The 14,756-nt window shown below is 56.9% G+C and carries 17 protein-coding genes; 12 read left to right on the forward strand and 5 right to left on the reverse strand.

Annotated features, from left to right (window positions below):
• Positions 1-100: 100 nt before the first annotated feature.
• On the reverse strand, positions 101-931 hold the full coding sequence (locus AC1RQ5_RS09740) for an outer membrane protein (protein ID WP_493198560.1): 831 nt from the start codon (positions 929-931) through the stop codon (positions 101-103).
• 1,148 nt (positions 932-2,079) lie between these two features.
• Between AC1RQ5_RS09740 and AC1RQ5_RS09745 the strand changes: the two genes are divergently transcribed.
• On the forward strand, positions 2,080-2,325 hold the full coding sequence (locus tag AC1RQ5_RS09745) for a hypothetical protein (RefSeq protein ID WP_493198562.1): 246 nt from the start codon (positions 2,080-2,082) through the stop codon (positions 2,323-2,325).
• Between the two features lie 2 nt (positions 2,326-2,327).
• Complete coding sequence (locus tag AC1RQ5_RS09750; RefSeq protein ID WP_493198564.1) at positions 2,328-2,570, forward strand: hypothetical protein; 243 nt, start codon at positions 2,328-2,330, stop codon at positions 2,568-2,570.
• Positions 2,571-2,942: 372 nt separating this feature from the next.
• On the opposite strand, the gene AC1RQ5_RS09755 is transcribed toward AC1RQ5_RS09750, so the two are convergent.
• The 3 genes from AC1RQ5_RS09755 to AC1RQ5_RS09765 form a co-directional block, all read right to left on the reverse strand.
• Positions 2,943-3,254: a hypothetical protein gene (locus AC1RQ5_RS09755; RefSeq protein ID WP_493198566.1), complete on the reverse strand. Its 312-nt coding sequence runs from the start codon at positions 3,252-3,254 to the stop codon at positions 2,943-2,945.
• 934 nt (positions 3,255-4,188) lie between these two features.
• Positions 4,189-4,596 carry a VOC family protein gene (locus tag AC1RQ5_RS09760; protein ID WP_493198568.1) on the reverse strand — a complete coding sequence of 136 codons (408 nt, stop codon included), beginning with the start codon at positions 4,594-4,596 and terminating at the stop codon, positions 4,189-4,191.
• A gap of 93 nt (positions 4,597-4,689) precedes the next feature.
• On the reverse strand, positions 4,690-5,070 hold the full coding sequence (locus AC1RQ5_RS09765) for a GFA family protein (protein WP_493198570.1): 381 nt from the start codon (positions 5,068-5,070) through the stop codon (positions 4,690-4,692).
• A 165-nt stretch (positions 5,071-5,235) separates the two neighbouring features.
• Between AC1RQ5_RS09765 and AC1RQ5_RS09770 the strand changes: the two genes are divergently transcribed.
• The 8 genes from AC1RQ5_RS09770 to AC1RQ5_RS09805 all read left to right on the forward strand — a co-directional run bounded on the left by AC1RQ5_RS09770 (position 5,236) and on the right by AC1RQ5_RS09805 (position 12,496).
• Positions 5,236-5,466 (forward strand): cysteine rich repeat-containing protein, encoded by a 231-nt coding sequence (locus AC1RQ5_RS09770; protein ID WP_493198571.1) that lies wholly within the window; start codon positions 5,236-5,238, stop codon positions 5,464-5,466.
• A 258-nt stretch (positions 5,467-5,724) separates the two neighbouring features.
• Entirely contained in the window at positions 5,725-6,654 is a 930-nt protein-coding gene (locus AC1RQ5_RS09775; protein WP_493198573.1) for an acyl-CoA desaturase, read from the forward strand.
• 692 nt (positions 6,655-7,346) lie between these two features.
• Positions 7,347-7,658 carry a hypothetical protein gene (locus AC1RQ5_RS09780; protein WP_493198575.1) on the forward strand — a complete coding sequence of 104 codons (312 nt, stop codon included), beginning with the start codon at positions 7,347-7,349 and terminating at the stop codon, positions 7,656-7,658.
• A gap of 227 nt (positions 7,659-7,885) precedes the next feature.
• Positions 7,886-8,314 (forward strand): hypothetical protein, encoded by a 429-nt coding sequence (locus AC1RQ5_RS09785; protein ID WP_493198577.1) that lies wholly within the window; start codon positions 7,886-7,888, stop codon positions 8,312-8,314.
• Between the two features lie 7 nt (positions 8,315-8,321).
• The gene (locus AC1RQ5_RS09790) at positions 8,322-10,418 is read left to right on the forward strand and encodes an AAA family ATPase (RefSeq protein ID WP_493198579.1); all 2,097 of its coding nucleotides are present in this window, start codon (positions 8,322-8,324) and stop codon (positions 10,416-10,418) included.
• A gap of 403 nt (positions 10,419-10,821) precedes the next feature.
• On the forward strand, positions 10,822-11,421 hold the full coding sequence (locus AC1RQ5_RS09795) for an HGGxSTG domain-containing protein (protein ID WP_493203367.1): 600 nt from the start codon (positions 10,822-10,824) through the stop codon (positions 11,419-11,421).
• Positions 11,418-11,771 (forward strand): hypothetical protein, encoded by a 354-nt coding sequence (locus AC1RQ5_RS09800; protein ID WP_493198580.1) that lies wholly within the window; start codon positions 11,418-11,420, stop codon positions 11,769-11,771. Before AC1RQ5_RS09795 ends, AC1RQ5_RS09800 begins: the two co-directional genes overlap by 4 nt.
• A gap of 83 nt (positions 11,772-11,854) precedes the next feature.
• Positions 11,855-12,496, forward strand: coding sequence for a recombinase family protein (locus AC1RQ5_RS09805; RefSeq protein ID WP_493198582.1), 642 nt, complete (start codon positions 11,855-11,857; stop codon positions 12,494-12,496).
• Between the two features lie 55 nt (positions 12,497-12,551).
• On the opposite strand, the gene AC1RQ5_RS09810 is transcribed toward AC1RQ5_RS09805, so the two are convergent.
• Positions 12,552-13,124 (reverse strand): hypothetical protein, encoded by a 573-nt coding sequence (locus AC1RQ5_RS09810; RefSeq protein WP_493198584.1) that lies wholly within the window; start codon positions 13,122-13,124, stop codon positions 12,552-12,554.
• 398 nt (positions 13,125-13,522) lie between these two features.
• On the opposite strand from AC1RQ5_RS09810, the gene AC1RQ5_RS09815 reads away from it, so the two are divergent.
• Both AC1RQ5_RS09815 and AC1RQ5_RS09820 read left to right on the forward strand, forming a co-directional pair.
• Positions 13,523-14,029: a hypothetical protein gene (locus AC1RQ5_RS09815; RefSeq protein ID WP_493198585.1), complete on the forward strand. Its 507-nt coding sequence runs from the start codon at positions 13,523-13,525 to the stop codon at positions 14,027-14,029.
• A gap of 153 nt (positions 14,030-14,182) precedes the next feature.
• Positions 14,183-14,686 (forward strand): hypothetical protein, encoded by a 504-nt coding sequence (locus AC1RQ5_RS09820; RefSeq protein WP_493198587.1) that lies wholly within the window; start codon positions 14,183-14,185, stop codon positions 14,684-14,686.
• The last annotated feature ends 70 nt before the right edge of the window (positions 14,687-14,756 follow it).

Genomic DNA, 14,756 nt, shown 5'->3' on the forward strand with positions numbered 1-14,756 from the left:
GTCAGTGCCCGACAGCCATCTCCTTGAGTGCGTGCGCTGATTGGTCAAAGCAAAAAACCCGGCCGTGAGGCCGGGCTTTCTTTTAGGCATTCTTCTCGCCTTACCAGCCCATGCCGCCGAACTTGTAGTTCAGGCCGGCGCGAACGATGTGACCGTCGTTCTTGAAGCTGGAGATATAGCCGCCAGCGCCGGCCACGCCCGGCAGGATCGGAACGGTGACGTCATTGGTGCCGAGATCGTAATAGAGATACTCGGCCTTGACGGTCCAGTTGCCAGTCCAGGCGTGTTCGATGCCGCCGCCGACGCTGTAGCCGGTCTTGGTGTTGCGCGTGCTGCCAGCGAACTGCGGGACATTCGCAGCGTTGTTGAAGACAGCAGAATTCTCGATCTGGCCGTAAGCGAGGCCACCGGTCGCGAAGATCAGCGTGCGATCCCAGGCATAACCGAGACGACCACGCACCGTGCCGAAGTAGTCCATCTTCGAGGACAGCGTGTTGTTCAGCGGCGAACCACCGGGTGCAGCGCCGTTGAACGGAGCGCCGGGAGGCAGGATGGTCACGAAGTTCGCGGTCGTGTTCACATCCGTATAGGAGATGTCTGCTTCCAGACCCCAGACCCATGGCGAGTTTGACTGCCAGTTCCAGCCGATCTGACCGCCGCCGATAAAGCCATCGCGATCGAGGCCGACCGATGCGGCACGTGCGCCGGCGCCGACATTGAGGACGTTGATGGGCAGAATGCCCGAGGTCTCGACATTGGTGCGATCGCCGAACGTGTAGCCGGCATGGACACCGGCATAGAAGCCCGACCAGTTATAGATCGGCGCAACCACTGGCGCGGCCTTGGTGTACATCCGCGGCGCCATATCGGCTGCAAAAGCCGGCCCGGCAAGCGCCATTGCCGCGACTGAGCTCAGAAGAATCTTCTTCATTAGGGTCCCCATATTCCAACGCCGTTGTGGCAGGAGAACCCTAGATGCGTCGCATGTTGTTTGATGTTGCCGATTTATCGCACCAGCATTCGGCATATTCGCAAATCGAAGTGCTTTGGTAACATGCGGTTGGTTTTCGACGCTATCGGTATGCAGGTGTCATGCGACATTACCGCGCGTTTCGAGAGCTTAGTCGGTCGCCAGGCTGAAGTCTTAGTTAGGTCTGAACGTGGCAAGTAGGTTACTGCCACGCCAGAGTTCGACAACGCAATCGACCGCCAACCTCCGTGCCGAGATCATCGCCTCGTGAGCATCGACTTCAGCAGGTAAGTCTAGTCGATTAGACACTTTTCCCGCGTCATCGAGTTCGTATATTCGATAGACGAACATGTGGGCCTCCGGCTATCGGAGATCCAGATCGCGGCTCTCCTCATGGTTTCGTGGGCAAAAACGGGCGGTCCTCGTCGTTCGACTAATAAGAAAGAGCAACGTCGTGCTGCATCGGACTGTCAAGTACGACATTCAAGAGGTCGAACCGGGCTTGTGGTTTTGGACGATCTATCAGGGCAACCGAGTCATTCGCGGCCCCGACCAGTTTCACAGCTATGCCGCGGCCGTCACGTCGTGCAGAAACGAGATTAACAACGGCATCGAAAGGTCGCGAAATCCGTTTACTGGCACCGTCCGTTAGTTGTTCGGCTCGAGATCACGTATTCTAGCTTTCATTGCGCGTACCCCTGGAAGACTCTTCCCGAGTTCGCGTGCTTTTCTCGCCACGGAGCTAGATGGCCTATTGAGAGCGGAAGATGCTCTGAGCAGGGACGCACCTGCGTCAGCCAAGGCAATTAGCTTGGCGACGTCCGAGTCAGTCCAGAATTTAGTAATAGACCGTTTCACCATGTGCTTCTGGTAACACGAATGGGACTACAACTGTGTCCGGTGCGCGACATAGTGTCTGCATCTAGTCGAATAGGGGGCCGGCCTATTCTTGGCCAACACTCCGGAGTTTTCGGACAAATCAGTTGAGCAAATGTCGCACAGTGTGAGAGGCCCGCAACCATTGTTGGCACCAGGCGGCACTTCATATTCGATTAAGAAAAGAAGCGCAGGGTTGTCTGATTGCAAAATAAAATACCATTGGGAAGAACATGCCGGAAGAGAAGATCAAGATTAGGTGCACTCGCTGCACGGCGACGTTCCGCGAGCGTGGTAGCCGAATCAAGAATGGCTTTCAATTGAATTGCCCGCAGTGCAATCGGCTGATCACCTTCGATACAACATCAGAAGACGTGAATGTTCGTAAGGCATTTCAGGCCGCCAAAGCCTTACGAATTGCGCAGGAGCTTGAGACCCGTTCGGTGGTCGCCTCCAATCCAGCCTTTGAGCGACGTTAGACATGTCTTCTGTCGCGCTGCGGCTGATCGTGCAGTCATATGTCCGCGTTGGTCGTCAAGACGCACTTGTGGCAATGCGTGACCAATGGGCAAGCCGCATTCGATCAATCGAAGATCGATCCGACTTCGATTACGAGATGCTGCTCCAGACACTGACGCAAGATCTCGAAGCCATCGAGGCTGGCTTGGCTCAGCTTGCTGGTGACGCCACCATATCATCGCGCGAGTCCACTTCCGCCTCCTAGTCGGTCGACTTAAGCCGTCGGAATTGCCAATCAACTCACCTTTTACATACCGCGCACGAGGTAACGGGTAATTCTCCGTTTTCGCCGCTATGGGCCACCTATCGTATCGATGCTGGGAACGATGGCGCCGTGCCGCAGTTGTTGCACCGGCGGCGGAACTGGAAACAGCAGTCACCAAAAAGGCCGCTCGGTTTAAATCCCGGGCGGCTTTTCATATGGGAGGATGAGCAGCTATGAAGAACGAGAACGGCGTGGAAGTGAAGTCGGCGGTCAAAGCCCGAGGCGCTGAGCGCGGGCCGACGGTGAGGAACGTGTTGGTGTGGAGCGTGGGACTTGTCGTTGTAGCTTTCGCCGTGATCCTTGTGTTTTTTTTCAGAACTTGAAGCACTGGAAGTGCTCGCCGCGGCTGTTGACCGGCATTATAGGCGAAGCGTTTATCGTCAGTTGCTTCGACATCGGCGAATTCAACGAATTTGATGCGTTCTGCAATGCCGGAGGCGGCGAAAAGTAAGCGGGAGCGGCCATGGACAAAGCGAGTCTGATCGCCAGCGTGGTGGCATTCTCAATTCGCATAGGTTCAGCAGAGGACGTCTCCTGAGTCGCCATCTTCGCCAACAAACTCTGCCGCTCAGGGCGATAGCTCGCCGTGACGAGCAGCGCGGCGCATGGAGCGCCGTCGAACAATTGAACTGGCGGCGCGGCGAACGCCAGAGCTGTCGTTGGAGAATCCGCAGTTGCGGGCTCGCCGGCCGCGGTAGCGGTGGCAGGTAATCAGTCGTAAAACGTCGAGTAAGACAAGACCAAAGCTGCGCGCAAATTTTGCCGACAGCAATCGTGGAAGTAGTTGTTGTGGCCTAATTTATCGCCGGGTGGCGCGCACCAGCCCGGCAGCGGCCAACTAAATCGCGACGCCTGTGATCCCCGCACAGATCAGTCCAGCCGGCGTCACGCGTGCGGTACCCTTGAGCACCAGACCGCCGAAGTGAAGCTCCCCTGATGCCCGCATTTCCTCGGGGTGGGTGGCAGTCTCAGGAGTCTTGAGCTCGGAAGCAATGCTTGGACTGCGACGCTTTCGACTTGGTCGCTTTGGTTCCTGCGCCATCTGCGTCAGCGCCTAGCGACATTCGAATACTGCCGAAAACTGCTCTTCCACTCGCCCGTTTTCATGCACACCGATTTATAATCGCTACATTTTGCGAGGCCCGCTGGCCCAAGGGGTTGTGATAGTCGCTGACATTCAGTGAACGTAGATGAACATGTTCTGCCAGACGAGGGGTCCGGCTCGGCGGCTTGGCGCGACGATGGAGCTTCGCGTTTGACAGTTCTGTGTCTCGGTCCCTTTTGTGGATTGGCTGCTCGATTTGGTTCAGTCGGCGCTTGCGCTGCACCTGAAAGAGACTTGTTTACCTGACCAAGATCACCGCCGACGGCACCAGGTTCGGCTAAAGCAGGTGAAGCTAAGAGGAAAGCAACAGCAGTTGCACAGAACAATATGCGCACCAGAAACACTCCCATACCCGTATCAATCTGAGCGCAACTAGCGGGCGAGAGCAAGTGTCTTTGGTTTGTCATAAGCCATCTGGCTCGAGGAGCGCTCTTTATTCGTAGGTGCGGTGACCTACGCTGATTTCTGGCAGACTGCCTCGACGTTGACCCCGTCTGGATCGATTACGAACGCTGCATAGTATGAAGGATGGTAATGGTGCCTAATGCCAGGCGGCCCGTTGTCTCGGCCGCCTTGTGCCATCGCAGCCTCATAGAAGGCATCAACTGAAGCTCTATTCCCAGCAGCAAAGGCGATGTGGACACCCAACTCGCACGATCCGAATGGCGCGGCGCAGCGGCTGTCGCTGGAAAGCCAAAAACTCGGCTTTTCCCCAACGCCATAGCCTATCCCGTGGTAGCCGCCGCTTTGATCGGCAGCGACCTCCATCACCACAGAGATGCCAAGCGGGGTGAGCGCTGCATCGTAAAATTGCCTTGCAGCTTCAAGATCGCGGGGGCTGATCGCCATATGGTCAATCATGTCCAACTCCTCCACGTCAGTTATCATCAAGGCGAATAGCACAACCGCCATGTACGAGAATTGATCTGAAACAAGGGAAAGATAGCGCTGCGCTCAATTGCCAGCAGGCAACGGACGATGCCGGCGTTCGGCAAAATACACTTCGGTGGGCGCGTCAAATGCGGGATCAGCGAAGGCACCGACAGCGATCGCCACAAATTCCGGACGAAGGTCCGCTTCCCAGAAGATCGTTCCTCCGCAGTTCTGACAGAACCCGAAGCGTACCTCTCGCCCGCTGTTTGCTTTGCGTGAAAATCGACGCAATCCGAACTTCGGCAAGCGAACCTGGCTTATCGGAAACCAGGCATGCACGCTGAAGGTGCTGCCGGTGCGTCGCTGGCAATCTAGACAATGGCACATAGCCACAACTGAAGGCTTTCCTGCACAGGTTACCGTCAGTTGGCCGCACGCACATTTGGCTTCTCTTAAGTCCATCGAACGCTCCGGTATTTCTTTCGCGCAACGCTGGCCATTGAAGGCTGGGCGTCACGACCTTAGGCCGGTGCAAAACACGAGAATATGGCGCCCCGACAGTTAGGACGCGCGCTAACGGAACGGGGAGGGCCATAGTCTGTTGTTGAGCGCAACATTGGAGCGTTTATGACACGGCTGATCTTTACGTTTGTCGCCCTCGTCGCGTTTTCACACGGGGCCGTCGCTCAGGGCTCCAGCGGAACTCCAGAAGATCAAGCTGCGTGTCGAGCTAGCGTAAAGCGGTTTTGCACTCAAGCCATTCAAGGGGGAGACATGATGGTTCTGTCATGCCTCCAGCAAAACCGCCCGCGCATTTCCAGGTCGTGTCAGCAGGTGCTGATCAAGTACGGGCAGTGAGCGGTAGCGCAGAAAAGCGCGGGCTCTCGATGGACGTCTGCCTCATAACGAACGTAGAAGGGGGTTAGCGAGCTTGCGCATTCGCTAGTCCGATACATCAGCGTGTAACGTACATACGATGTGCTTTCGACATAGGCGGAGTAGCCTGCCGCCTAGAACTGGAGCGACGTGTCAGATTCGCCATGCGACCCCTCGATCCGCGGCGCTCGGTCTTCTCAAAAGGGGGCCGATGCTCGTGTCGTTGCAGTATCTGCTTCAGTGTCGTCCACTGCATTTTCCAAACTCGCATTGCCCAAGGGTGTCAAGCCTTACTGCGTCGATTGGGTGAATACCGCGGTTATCGGCGGCTTCCACGCGTTGGCGCTGCTGGCACTGTTTCCGTTTTTCTTCGACTGGATCGCTGTATTTGTTGCGATCGTTTCCGCACGGCTGTTCGGTTTGCTTGGCATCAATGTCGGCTACCATCGATTACTCACCCATCGAGGATTCAAATGCCGAAAGTGGCTTGAGCATGCGCTTGTTATCTGCGCCATTTGCTGCGCTGAGGACACGCCCTCGCGCTGGGTCGCGGTGCATCGCCGCCATCATGAAAAGGCTGACGAGCGACCTGACCCGCATAGCCCGCTGGCGGGTTTTCTTTGGGCGCATATAGGCTGGCTGCTCGTGAAGAACCCAGACCTTTCGCGGCTCGGCATCTATGATCGCTATGCCCGCGACGTGTTGCGCGACCCATTCTATGTCGCGTTGGAGCGGAATTACAGCCAGCTCAGGATCCTGCTGATCCAGCTCAACCTTTTTTTCGCTGCGGGCTTGATAACCGGATGGTTGCAGTATGCCAGTTGGGAGGCATCTGTGGTGATAGCGATGAGCTTCGTTGTCTGGGGTGTCTTCGCTCGCACAGTTTTCGTCTGGCACCAGACCTGGGCCGTGAACTCCATCACGCATCTATGGGGCTACCGCAACTACTCCACCAGCGAAGATAGTCGCAATAACGTTTTCATCGGACTCTTGGCTCACGGCGAAGGTTGGCACAACAACCACCACGCCGACCAGCGCTCGGCGCGCCACGGACATCGCTGGTGGGAGTTGGACACGACCTATCTGGTCATCCGCTTGTTTGAAAAATTGGGATTGGCGTGGGACGTGGTGGAGCCGAAGGCCGAGCAGCATACCCGAGCTTTTAGGTGACCCAACGCTCTGCGCCCGTAGGAACAAGGCATTCATGTTGCAATTGCATGCTTGATATCAGGAGTGAGTCATGAAGCGACCATGGTGCAGTGCCTCAACAACCTTTCTTGGGTTCATCGCCGTTCTGATGATGTCAGACGTAGCTGCTGCTAGAGGCGGGGGCGGCGGAAATGTGATGAATTCGCCTGGCTATCAACGGCGGTTACAAGAGTCGCGTGGCTTCGTTACGTCGTATTCAAACGGTTATCCGGAACGTGGGGCGCTTTATCGCTATCGCCACCCGTCTTCGACTGTCCAAAAGCCCCGCGCTCGCTAGTGGGGCTTTGCCGCGGCCAAGGCGCGATAATTTTGACAGAGCACTAGTGGGCATTTCGGTTCTTTGGGTCCGAACGTAGCGAATAATCTTCGCATAGTGCGCGCTGCTCATCATTCGAGAGCCTTGGACGCCGTCATGGCGAGACAAGGATGCACGCGTAAGACCAACGACTGCCAAGAAAAATTGTCTTTAAGCGTATGCCGAAGGTATTCAAACGTATGTCGTTTCAATAACTTACATCTCTTTTCCTTGACAAAGCACGGCTACTCTCCGTATCCTCCTCTCATCGTCGCGCTTTGATAGTCGCCAAGTTTTACAGTCAGCATGCATTCCTGAAAGCGACGCGTCCCGAAACCCTTTTCAGGAGGGCGGCCCCTTGGCACGCAACGATCAACCACACCCAATTGTATCGTCGGCAACGACACTTGCGGGCTCTACGCCTTGGCGAGAGCGCGCGTTTCTCAGTCTGAAGATCGCTGCCGAGGTCTCCAGCGTCTCAATCGCGACGCTTTATCGCTTCTCGGATGCAGGACGGCTCAAGCTGAGAGATTTCGGCGGTCGCACTCTCGTCGATACGCAGAGCCTGATTGCGCTCATCAATTCGGCCAGAGACTGGACGCCTCGCGACCGCGGCAGCGAAGCTCGAGCGAAGCGCAAAGAAATTGCTCTTGCGGGGCTGCGATCGTGAGCATTTCTAAATCGAAGCGATCTCGCAAACGCGCGCGCCAACTCTCGAAGGCGGCTGGACCTGCCGTCGTTGGGCCTTGCGTTGCTGCGGTACGTCAAGCCTGCTCACCTCACCAAGATAACCTGGCCGGCCTAGCTCCGATTTTCGATTTTATTGGACGGCACTTAGACGAAGCACTGTCGCAGCCAATCTCGGATGGCCTGCTCTACGGGCAAGGAGGCCGCCTGGTGATTGTCGTTCGCGATAAGATCTGGCGCAACGGCATGTCCACCAGCATGAGCGAACACGACGTTCATCACCTCGCAAGGCAAGGCGCGGCTTGCCTGAACGAACTGGCGGTTTCCGCACCGATGTTGGCCGACGTCACTGCAAACACAGTCTCGATCCAGCTCTGGGGGCAGTGGAGCCGTCATGCATCCGAAAGCTTCCGAACTGGTGGTATCGCCTGGAATGGCATCGCAAGCGCCGCTCTAGGCGTTCTTCTTTCAGCTATGCCTGATGCGCTACGTGAGATGAGCTCGATCTTAGCGGCCGGCAAGACGCCAGTCCTCGCAGTCGCCCTGAGCACTGGCGGCGTCAAGCACAGCCTACGCGCGGTCGTTTTCACAATGCCGAGCTGGGCGCGAGCCTCCGGTGTTGTCGCTGGTCGTGCGTGAGGGCCGAATGAACCATTTTAAAAGACTGTGGGACCTCGGGTATCGTGAGTTGGTGCCTGTCATTCCACCTACCGCAGAGATCAGCGAACGGTCTTCGCTTTACAGCCGCGTCGGCACCAAACAGGACGGTCGCGGCAAGACGCCCGGTCTGCGAGGGTCCGATGGGCACTGGTACTCAGGCGACTGGCTAAACTGGACCGCTGACGACAGCCTTGATCGTTGGAATGCGATGGGTGCGGGCGTTGGCGTGAAGATGGGAAACGGCCTTCATCTAATCGATGTCGATACGATGAATTCGAATTTCGCCCAAATCGCGCTTCAGCTCGTCACCGAGCATTTCGGCGTCCTTTGTTGCAGGATGGGAAATCCGCCGAAAGCTGGCTACCTAATTCGGGTGTCAGGCCCGATGGACTACATGCGGATCGATTTCGGGCCCTTGATCGATGGCAAGCTCGAACGCTGTGAAATACTTGGCAAGGGAAAGCAGGCCGTCTTCGAGGGCATTCATCCGAAGACTATGGCGCCATACTACTGGCCGTTCGCGCTAAAGCCGTTCGCGGAGATACCTGTCTTCACACCGCAGCAGGTGAAGGCGTTCCTCGAAGAACTAGCGACGAGGCTGCCAGCGGCGTCCAAAGTGATCACCGAGGGCGGCGGCGCCGATATCAATCAGGCCAGTCTAAAGGGCGACCTCGAAACCGTCAGTAAAGCTGTCAGAGCCACCCCGAATACCAATAAGGTTTTCGGCGCTCGCGAGGACTATGTCAGCTACGGCTACGCGATCAAAGCTGCGCTGCCCGACAATCAGCACGAGGCCTTCGAGCTGTTCAGTGACTGGTGTTCAAGATGGGAGAACGGCGCCAACGATCCGGCGGTCGTGGCTTCGGAATGGGCGCGGATGAAGCCGCCGTTCCGGAGGGGAGCGTCGTGGCTTTTCGAAATAGCCGAGCGTGAAAACCCGGTCGAATTTAAGAATATAGATCGGTTCTTCGATGTGATCCCCGACGAAGAACCGCTGTTCACACAGTCGGCTGAGACGAAGCCGACGGATGTCTACCAAGTCATACGGATCGACGGTCTCGTCAACAGGCCACCCCTTCAATATCTTGTCGACCGGCATGTGCCGGAAGTCAGCGTCGGCATTATCTACGCAGCACCCGGCGCGGGTAAAACGTTTCTTGCTCTCGATATGGGACTGCATATCGCTTACGGGCTGCCGACATGGCACGGGGATGCAGTCAATGCGGGTGCTGATACGGTTGTAGTCTATATCGCTGCTGAGGGATCTTATGGCTTCCGCAACCGCATTCTGGCGTGGCTAAAGAAGAGAGGCCTTTCAAAGTTCAGCGAGAGGTTCGTCATGATCGAACAAACGATCAACTTCATGACCGTGTCAGATGTCGAGCGACTGTTGCGCACAATCAAATTATCGATCGGGGCGCGGCCTGTTCTGATCGTCGTTGACACCGTGTCGCAGGCCATTCCCGGTGCGAAAGAGAACGCGCAGGAGGATATGTCGCTTTTCATAAGTGCCTGCAACCGCGTCCGCGATACGTTTAAGTGTGCGGTGCTTGGCATCCATCACGCCGGAAAGGACGGCAATATTCGTGGCTCCACAGTGCTGAGTGGAGCAGCGGATTACGTGTTTAGGCTTGATCGCGAAAAAGGTGCCAGTGTCGGCCACCTCAGATGCGAAAAGCAGAAAGATGGGCCGGACGGCTGGTCTGAGCCTTACCGCTTCGATCTGGTCGGCCTTGAGGATGGCCACAGTTCGTGGGTGCCGGAGCGATGTGAACAGTCGATCGGTCCGGACAGGGCATTGACGCCTGCGTTGGCGACCGACGTCTTCACGGCCATGGCAACAGCATGGGACGAAGGCAAGCCGTGGGGAGCAACATACCATTCGCGTGAACGGCGAGCTTCTGCAGTAATGTCCCGGGTTTTCGATATCGAGCCCGGAAAGGCAGAACAGCTTCTTCGAACGTGGGCCGACGCTGGTGACATCGTCGTCGATATTCGCGACAAGAAGAAACGCCTTTCCGGCTATCGGGTAGTTCGCGCGATCAACCCTAGTGCCCCGCCACAGGAAGGGCTTTTCGGATGATGGCATCAAAAACGTATGCCGCTTTCGTCGGCAGAGCAACGCTGAGCAACCTTCATAAGTCATTGATTTTGTTTGGCAGAGCAATAGCGCTGAGCAAGCGGCTGAGCAATGGCGGAGATGCTGAGCATGGCTTGCAACATGTTGATAATGCGACACGTTTTTGGGCTGAGCAAGATTGGCTGAGCAGCGTAGCAACGCCCTATAAGAGAGGCGGCTTGCTCCGCTGCCTGCCCGCATCGCCGCTCTCTCTCGCAGGAAGGATGGATCGGTCAGCATCCATTGTATGTCTAGGCGGAGGCCATCGCTCAGGCATACGTTTTGACGGTAAGCGCTCCATGCTTGAGCGCGCGTGTCGGTCGATCGCAACCGGATTACCTCACCAGCGCATATCAGCGAGAGTGTCATGAGGGCGCCACGCTCCAAAAATTCGCGCCGTGACGCATGGCGGAAGGGGGCCGACTTCCGGCAGATCGCTCGTGCGTCAGCGCGCGCCAATCTGGCGACCTTCGCTAAGGCGCCTCGCTGCGGTGCTGCGCGTAAGCGGGACGGAGAGCCGTGCGTCAATCCAGCCATGACTAATGGCCGCTGCGCAATCCATGGCGGGAAGACACCTGGCGGCGATCAGTGGCATGTCATGCAGCCTGTTGATTGCTCGACGCCAAAAGGGCTTGCGAAATTCAACGCGAAGCTTCGCCGTCAAGAAACGTATGCCAAAGAGCGGGCTATCCGCCTTGCGGCCATGACGCCTGAGCAGCGCGCGCGACACGAGGCATGGCATCGGACGCACAAGCCGGGCTCGGGGGGCGCCAGGAGCGCCGAGGGCGTTCGAGCGCGCAATGATGCCGAGATCCGGCTTTTGCTCTCTGGCGAGGCTCCCCGCCGACCTGACAGCCCGGAAAAGACGAAACTCCTGGCCGAGCGCGCTGCAGTGCTCGCCGAGCTCGCTCGATTGAATGCACAGACCGACCAACCCGAAAATGATAAGGAAGGGATTTTCTCGTGAGCGATTTCGATGACGGCATGGACGATGTACCGGACGATCAGCTGCGTGACGAACTCAACCACCGCTTGCGGACGGTGGGCGCCGTTATCGCGTACCGAACCGCTGTGGCGCTTTGCGCAGATTCAAAGGCGTCAGCGGCTGCCAAGGCATCAGCGGTAAATTCGCTTTTCCGTGCAGGCGGCTTTTTCAATGCGCAAGAAGCTGGTGCCGGTGCCGGCAAAGATCTGCACGAAATGACAGCCGACGAATTGCGGGCCGCGTCGCGGAAAGCGCATACTGAGCTGGCTGCGTTGCGTCGGCGGGGCGACCCAGGTGCAGATCACGCTGGCAAGGGCGGCCTATTTGACTGAGTGAAACACACCCCTTGCTATGTTGCATTCGGTAAATGTAACATAGCAACGTTCGTTGCAGTGTTTCAGAGCAGGGGCTGATCATGAAAACCGCCATCGCGTACACCCGGGTTTCGACCGCGCAGCAGGGCAAATCGGGCCTTGGGCTCGAAGCGCAGCAATCCGCCCTAGTGCGGTTCGCGGAGGCGGAAGGCTATGACCTGATCCAGACGTTCGAAGAGGTCGAGACCGGGAAGGGCGCCGACGCGCTCGATCGTCGACCCCAGCTCGCAGCAGCGCTGAAAGCCGCTAGGCAGCACAAGGCGCCTATCATTGTCGCGAAGCTCGATCGGCTTAGCCGCGACGTCCATTTCATCAGTGGCCTCATGTCGCACCGAACGCCGTTCATCGTGGCCGAGCTCGGTGCTGACGCGGACCCCTTCATGCTGCACCTTTACGCCGCCCTTGCAGAAAAAGAACGCAGCATGATCTCGCGGCGCACCAAAGATGCACTGGCTGCCAAAAAGGCGCAGGGTGTGAAGTTGGGCGGCCTCAACGCAAAGGGCATCCAGAACCGTGACGCCGCCGCCGCGCGCGCTGCAGAGCTGCGTCCGATTTTTGAAGAGTTGGCTGGAATGTCAGCTCGGAAGATTGCGGCCACGCTCAATGAGCGGAAGATCGCCACGCCAAACGGCGGCCCTTGGCACGCCGTGACCGTGATCCGAGTGCAGAAGCGTCTCAACTAGTAAAATGGCCGCAGGCCGCCGCGCTATAATCTCTTCGGCCTGCGGATAACAGTTATCAAATGGAGTATTTCGCCAAGACCGCTTCGCGGTCGATTTCGAAGTGTTCAATCAAGCTACTGCACATGCGCCGACGAATTCCGTTTTTAATAAATGTTTCAAGCCAGACGAGTTCGAACTGAAGGCGTAATTGTGTTGCCGCCAGGGTCTGGCGCTCAGCCGGCAACACGCTGCGTTTGACCAGCTTCTTCTCGATCGCAGTCAGATCGCCTTTCACTTCGCGAAGATAGTCAGCCTCGAACTTGGCGTCATCGGCGCGCTTTTTCGAGGAAGTCTCTGTGTCGGTTTCGCCTGCCGTGGGCCAGTCCCGTACGATGCCAAGCCTTTCGATCGTAGACGTGCAGAGATTTCGTAGCCTCTTACTGTGTGCATGCAGCTCAAGTGTCACGATTTCCGCTCCATGAAACATGACGTCGTCTTCGCGAGCCCGCCGATATCGAGGTAAGGACGAAGCATCGCACGCGGCGCGCATCGCGCGTTCAATGTCAGCCAGTATCGATTTATACTGCTTCTGTTCGTAGCTTTGGATCTTTCTCAACTCATACTTTGTTGCGATTGAAGCGTTAGGCATCTTCATCCTCTCCCTATGTTAGAGAATGTTAGAGACACTTAGCCAAAGCGTGTCTGGCAACACATTTTTTAAGCGACAAAATGCCTATCTGCGAGATACAACAAAGCTTATAGAAAACTGCGACTTATCGCGTTGTATGTCTTGCGTCTGTCATCCAGTATTGAACTTGAGTTTGGCAGTAGATTGCGAAATCGAGCAAATCACTCACCGGCTGGTGGCTGGACCTACCCCCCGGGTACGGTTTGACTCCATATTCTGGAGCCACGTCGAGTGGCGCTATAAAAATTTTTTAGCGCGGTATCTCGGGGGCTTGCAGACAGGCGCTTGCCTCGCAAATTTCCCACCACTCAGGCTGAAATCGTCGTACCATCCAACTCTAATCTGAGGGGAGCGGGAGAATGGGGCAGCTTTCGGAGCATTTAGTTACTGCGGAGACGAGGCTGCGCGTGCTGAAAGCGTCGCCGAGCAGGGGCGTCGTTTTGAACTGCACGGACGACGTTCTGTTTACGCTCTTCTATGCCGATGATTCTACGCCTTTCGCGAACCCAAACGAAGCTATCGAAAGCGCCATCGGCTTCTACTGGGACGCTCTAGAGCGCGCGTCTCGCTTGTTCGACCCTCTTGAGTGGCGAGCATTGGCCGGCGTTCATTCGCCACTCTGCGAGGACCGATACTCGAACATGCCGGCGCGGTTGGCCGCAGAGGCCGTCGCGACAGCGCTCGACGGCGATCAGTGGAGCGACGGAGTGTTGGCCGTCAAATCGCTGTTGCCGAGAATTGCTGCTCTCTCAGACACCGATTTCTCGGCGGTGGCGAGAATTCTGCGCCTAATCCGCGCCAGTTCGACTGAAGATCCAATCGGCGCAGTCGCGCTTCGTCTACCTGCGCTGAATTCTGCAAGATAGCGGATTGGGCGTTTCAATTCGCCGAACACCAAGCTAAGGTCTCCGCACCCGCCAACAGTGGCCGTCGGGCAGCCACATACGAACGATGAGACGTGCAACCTCATCGATGGTCTTGCAAAGCGCTTACTCGGCGCAGCGATCCGAATGGCGGTTATGACTGAAGAAATCGAAGCTAGGTCTCGCGCTGAGCATTTCGCCCGCGAAGGGGAGGCCGCGTTCGCTCGCGCAAGTCAGAGCATCGATGTCGCATATAATGCGGTGCTAGGCCTTCGAGCGGTTTTGCAGCTTACGGAAGTTGAAGGCGCGCGCTCTCTGTCAAAAGAAGTCGTGTTCAGACTAACTCATAGTTCAATGCGAGCTATGCCTGTTTTGGCGCAATGGCTGCAAGAATTTGTGCCAATTGAGCGTATCAGTCTCGGCGTGACTGCGGCGGCAATGTTGACCGAGCTTTTTGGCGAGCCAAGCCCTGATGTCATGGCAACGCGGTCTTTGGACTTGGTCCTAGATCAGATCGACCATGTCGCGCTGCTCGCGGCGGAGTTGGATGTAATTGTCCGCCGCCACAGCATCGTCGCGCGTGGCGATGTCTTCAAGCGCGCAGTGATCATGCATCAATTCGGACAGTATGCCGACGTCACTGGCGACCCCCTCAATTAGTCGGAGCGCCTGGCGCGCGTCACCATATCGGAGACTGTCATGATCGAAGTCGAAGCACCGGACGGCAGCA

This window comes from Tardiphaga sp. GW821-FHT12E02 (assembly GCF_058807155.1).

What these genes read in the sequence shown, in the direction of transcription:
- AC1RQ5_RS09810 (WP_493198584.1), bottom strand. Translation starts at nt 13,124, where the DNA reads ATGCCTAACGCTTCAATCGCAACAAAGTATGAGTTGAGAAAGATCCAA.
- AC1RQ5_RS09740 (WP_493198560.1), bottom strand. Translation starts at nt 931, where the DNA reads ATGAAGAAGATTCTTCTGAGCTCAGTCGCGGCAATGGCGCTTGCCGGG.
- AC1RQ5_RS09805 (WP_493198582.1), top strand. Translation starts at nt 11,855, where the DNA reads ATGAAAACCGCCATCGCGTACACCCGGGTTTCGACCGCGCAGCAGGGC.
- AC1RQ5_RS09815 (WP_493198585.1), top strand. Translation starts at nt 13,523, where the DNA reads ATGGGGCAGCTTTCGGAGCATTTAGTTACTGCGGAGACGAGGCTGCGC.
- AC1RQ5_RS09745 (WP_493198562.1), top strand. Translation starts at nt 2,080, where the DNA reads ATGCCGGAAGAGAAGATCAAGATTAGGTGCACTCGCTGCACGGCGACG.
- AC1RQ5_RS09790 (WP_493198579.1), top strand. Translation starts at nt 8,322, where the DNA reads ATGAACCATTTTAAAAGACTGTGGGACCTCGGGTATCGTGAGTTGGTG.
- AC1RQ5_RS09820 (WP_493198587.1), top strand. Translation starts at nt 14,183, where the DNA reads ATGACTGAAGAAATCGAAGCTAGGTCTCGCGCTGAGCATTTCGCCCGC.
- AC1RQ5_RS09765 (WP_493198570.1), bottom strand. Translation starts at nt 5,070, where the DNA reads ATGGACTTAAGAGAAGCCAAATGTGCGTGCGGCCAACTGACGGTAACC.
- AC1RQ5_RS09760 (WP_493198568.1), bottom strand. Translation starts at nt 4,596, where the DNA reads ATGATTGACCATATGGCGATCAGCCCCCGCGATCTTGAAGCTGCAAGG.
- AC1RQ5_RS09750 (WP_493198564.1), top strand. Translation starts at nt 2,328, where the DNA reads ATGTCTTCTGTCGCGCTGCGGCTGATCGTGCAGTCATATGTCCGCGTT.
- AC1RQ5_RS09795 (WP_493203367.1), top strand. Translation starts at nt 10,822, where the DNA reads ATGAGGGCGCCACGCTCCAAAAATTCGCGCCGTGACGCATGGCGGAAG.
- AC1RQ5_RS09770 (WP_493198571.1), top strand. Translation starts at nt 5,236, where the DNA reads ATGACACGGCTGATCTTTACGTTTGTCGCCCTCGTCGCGTTTTCACAC.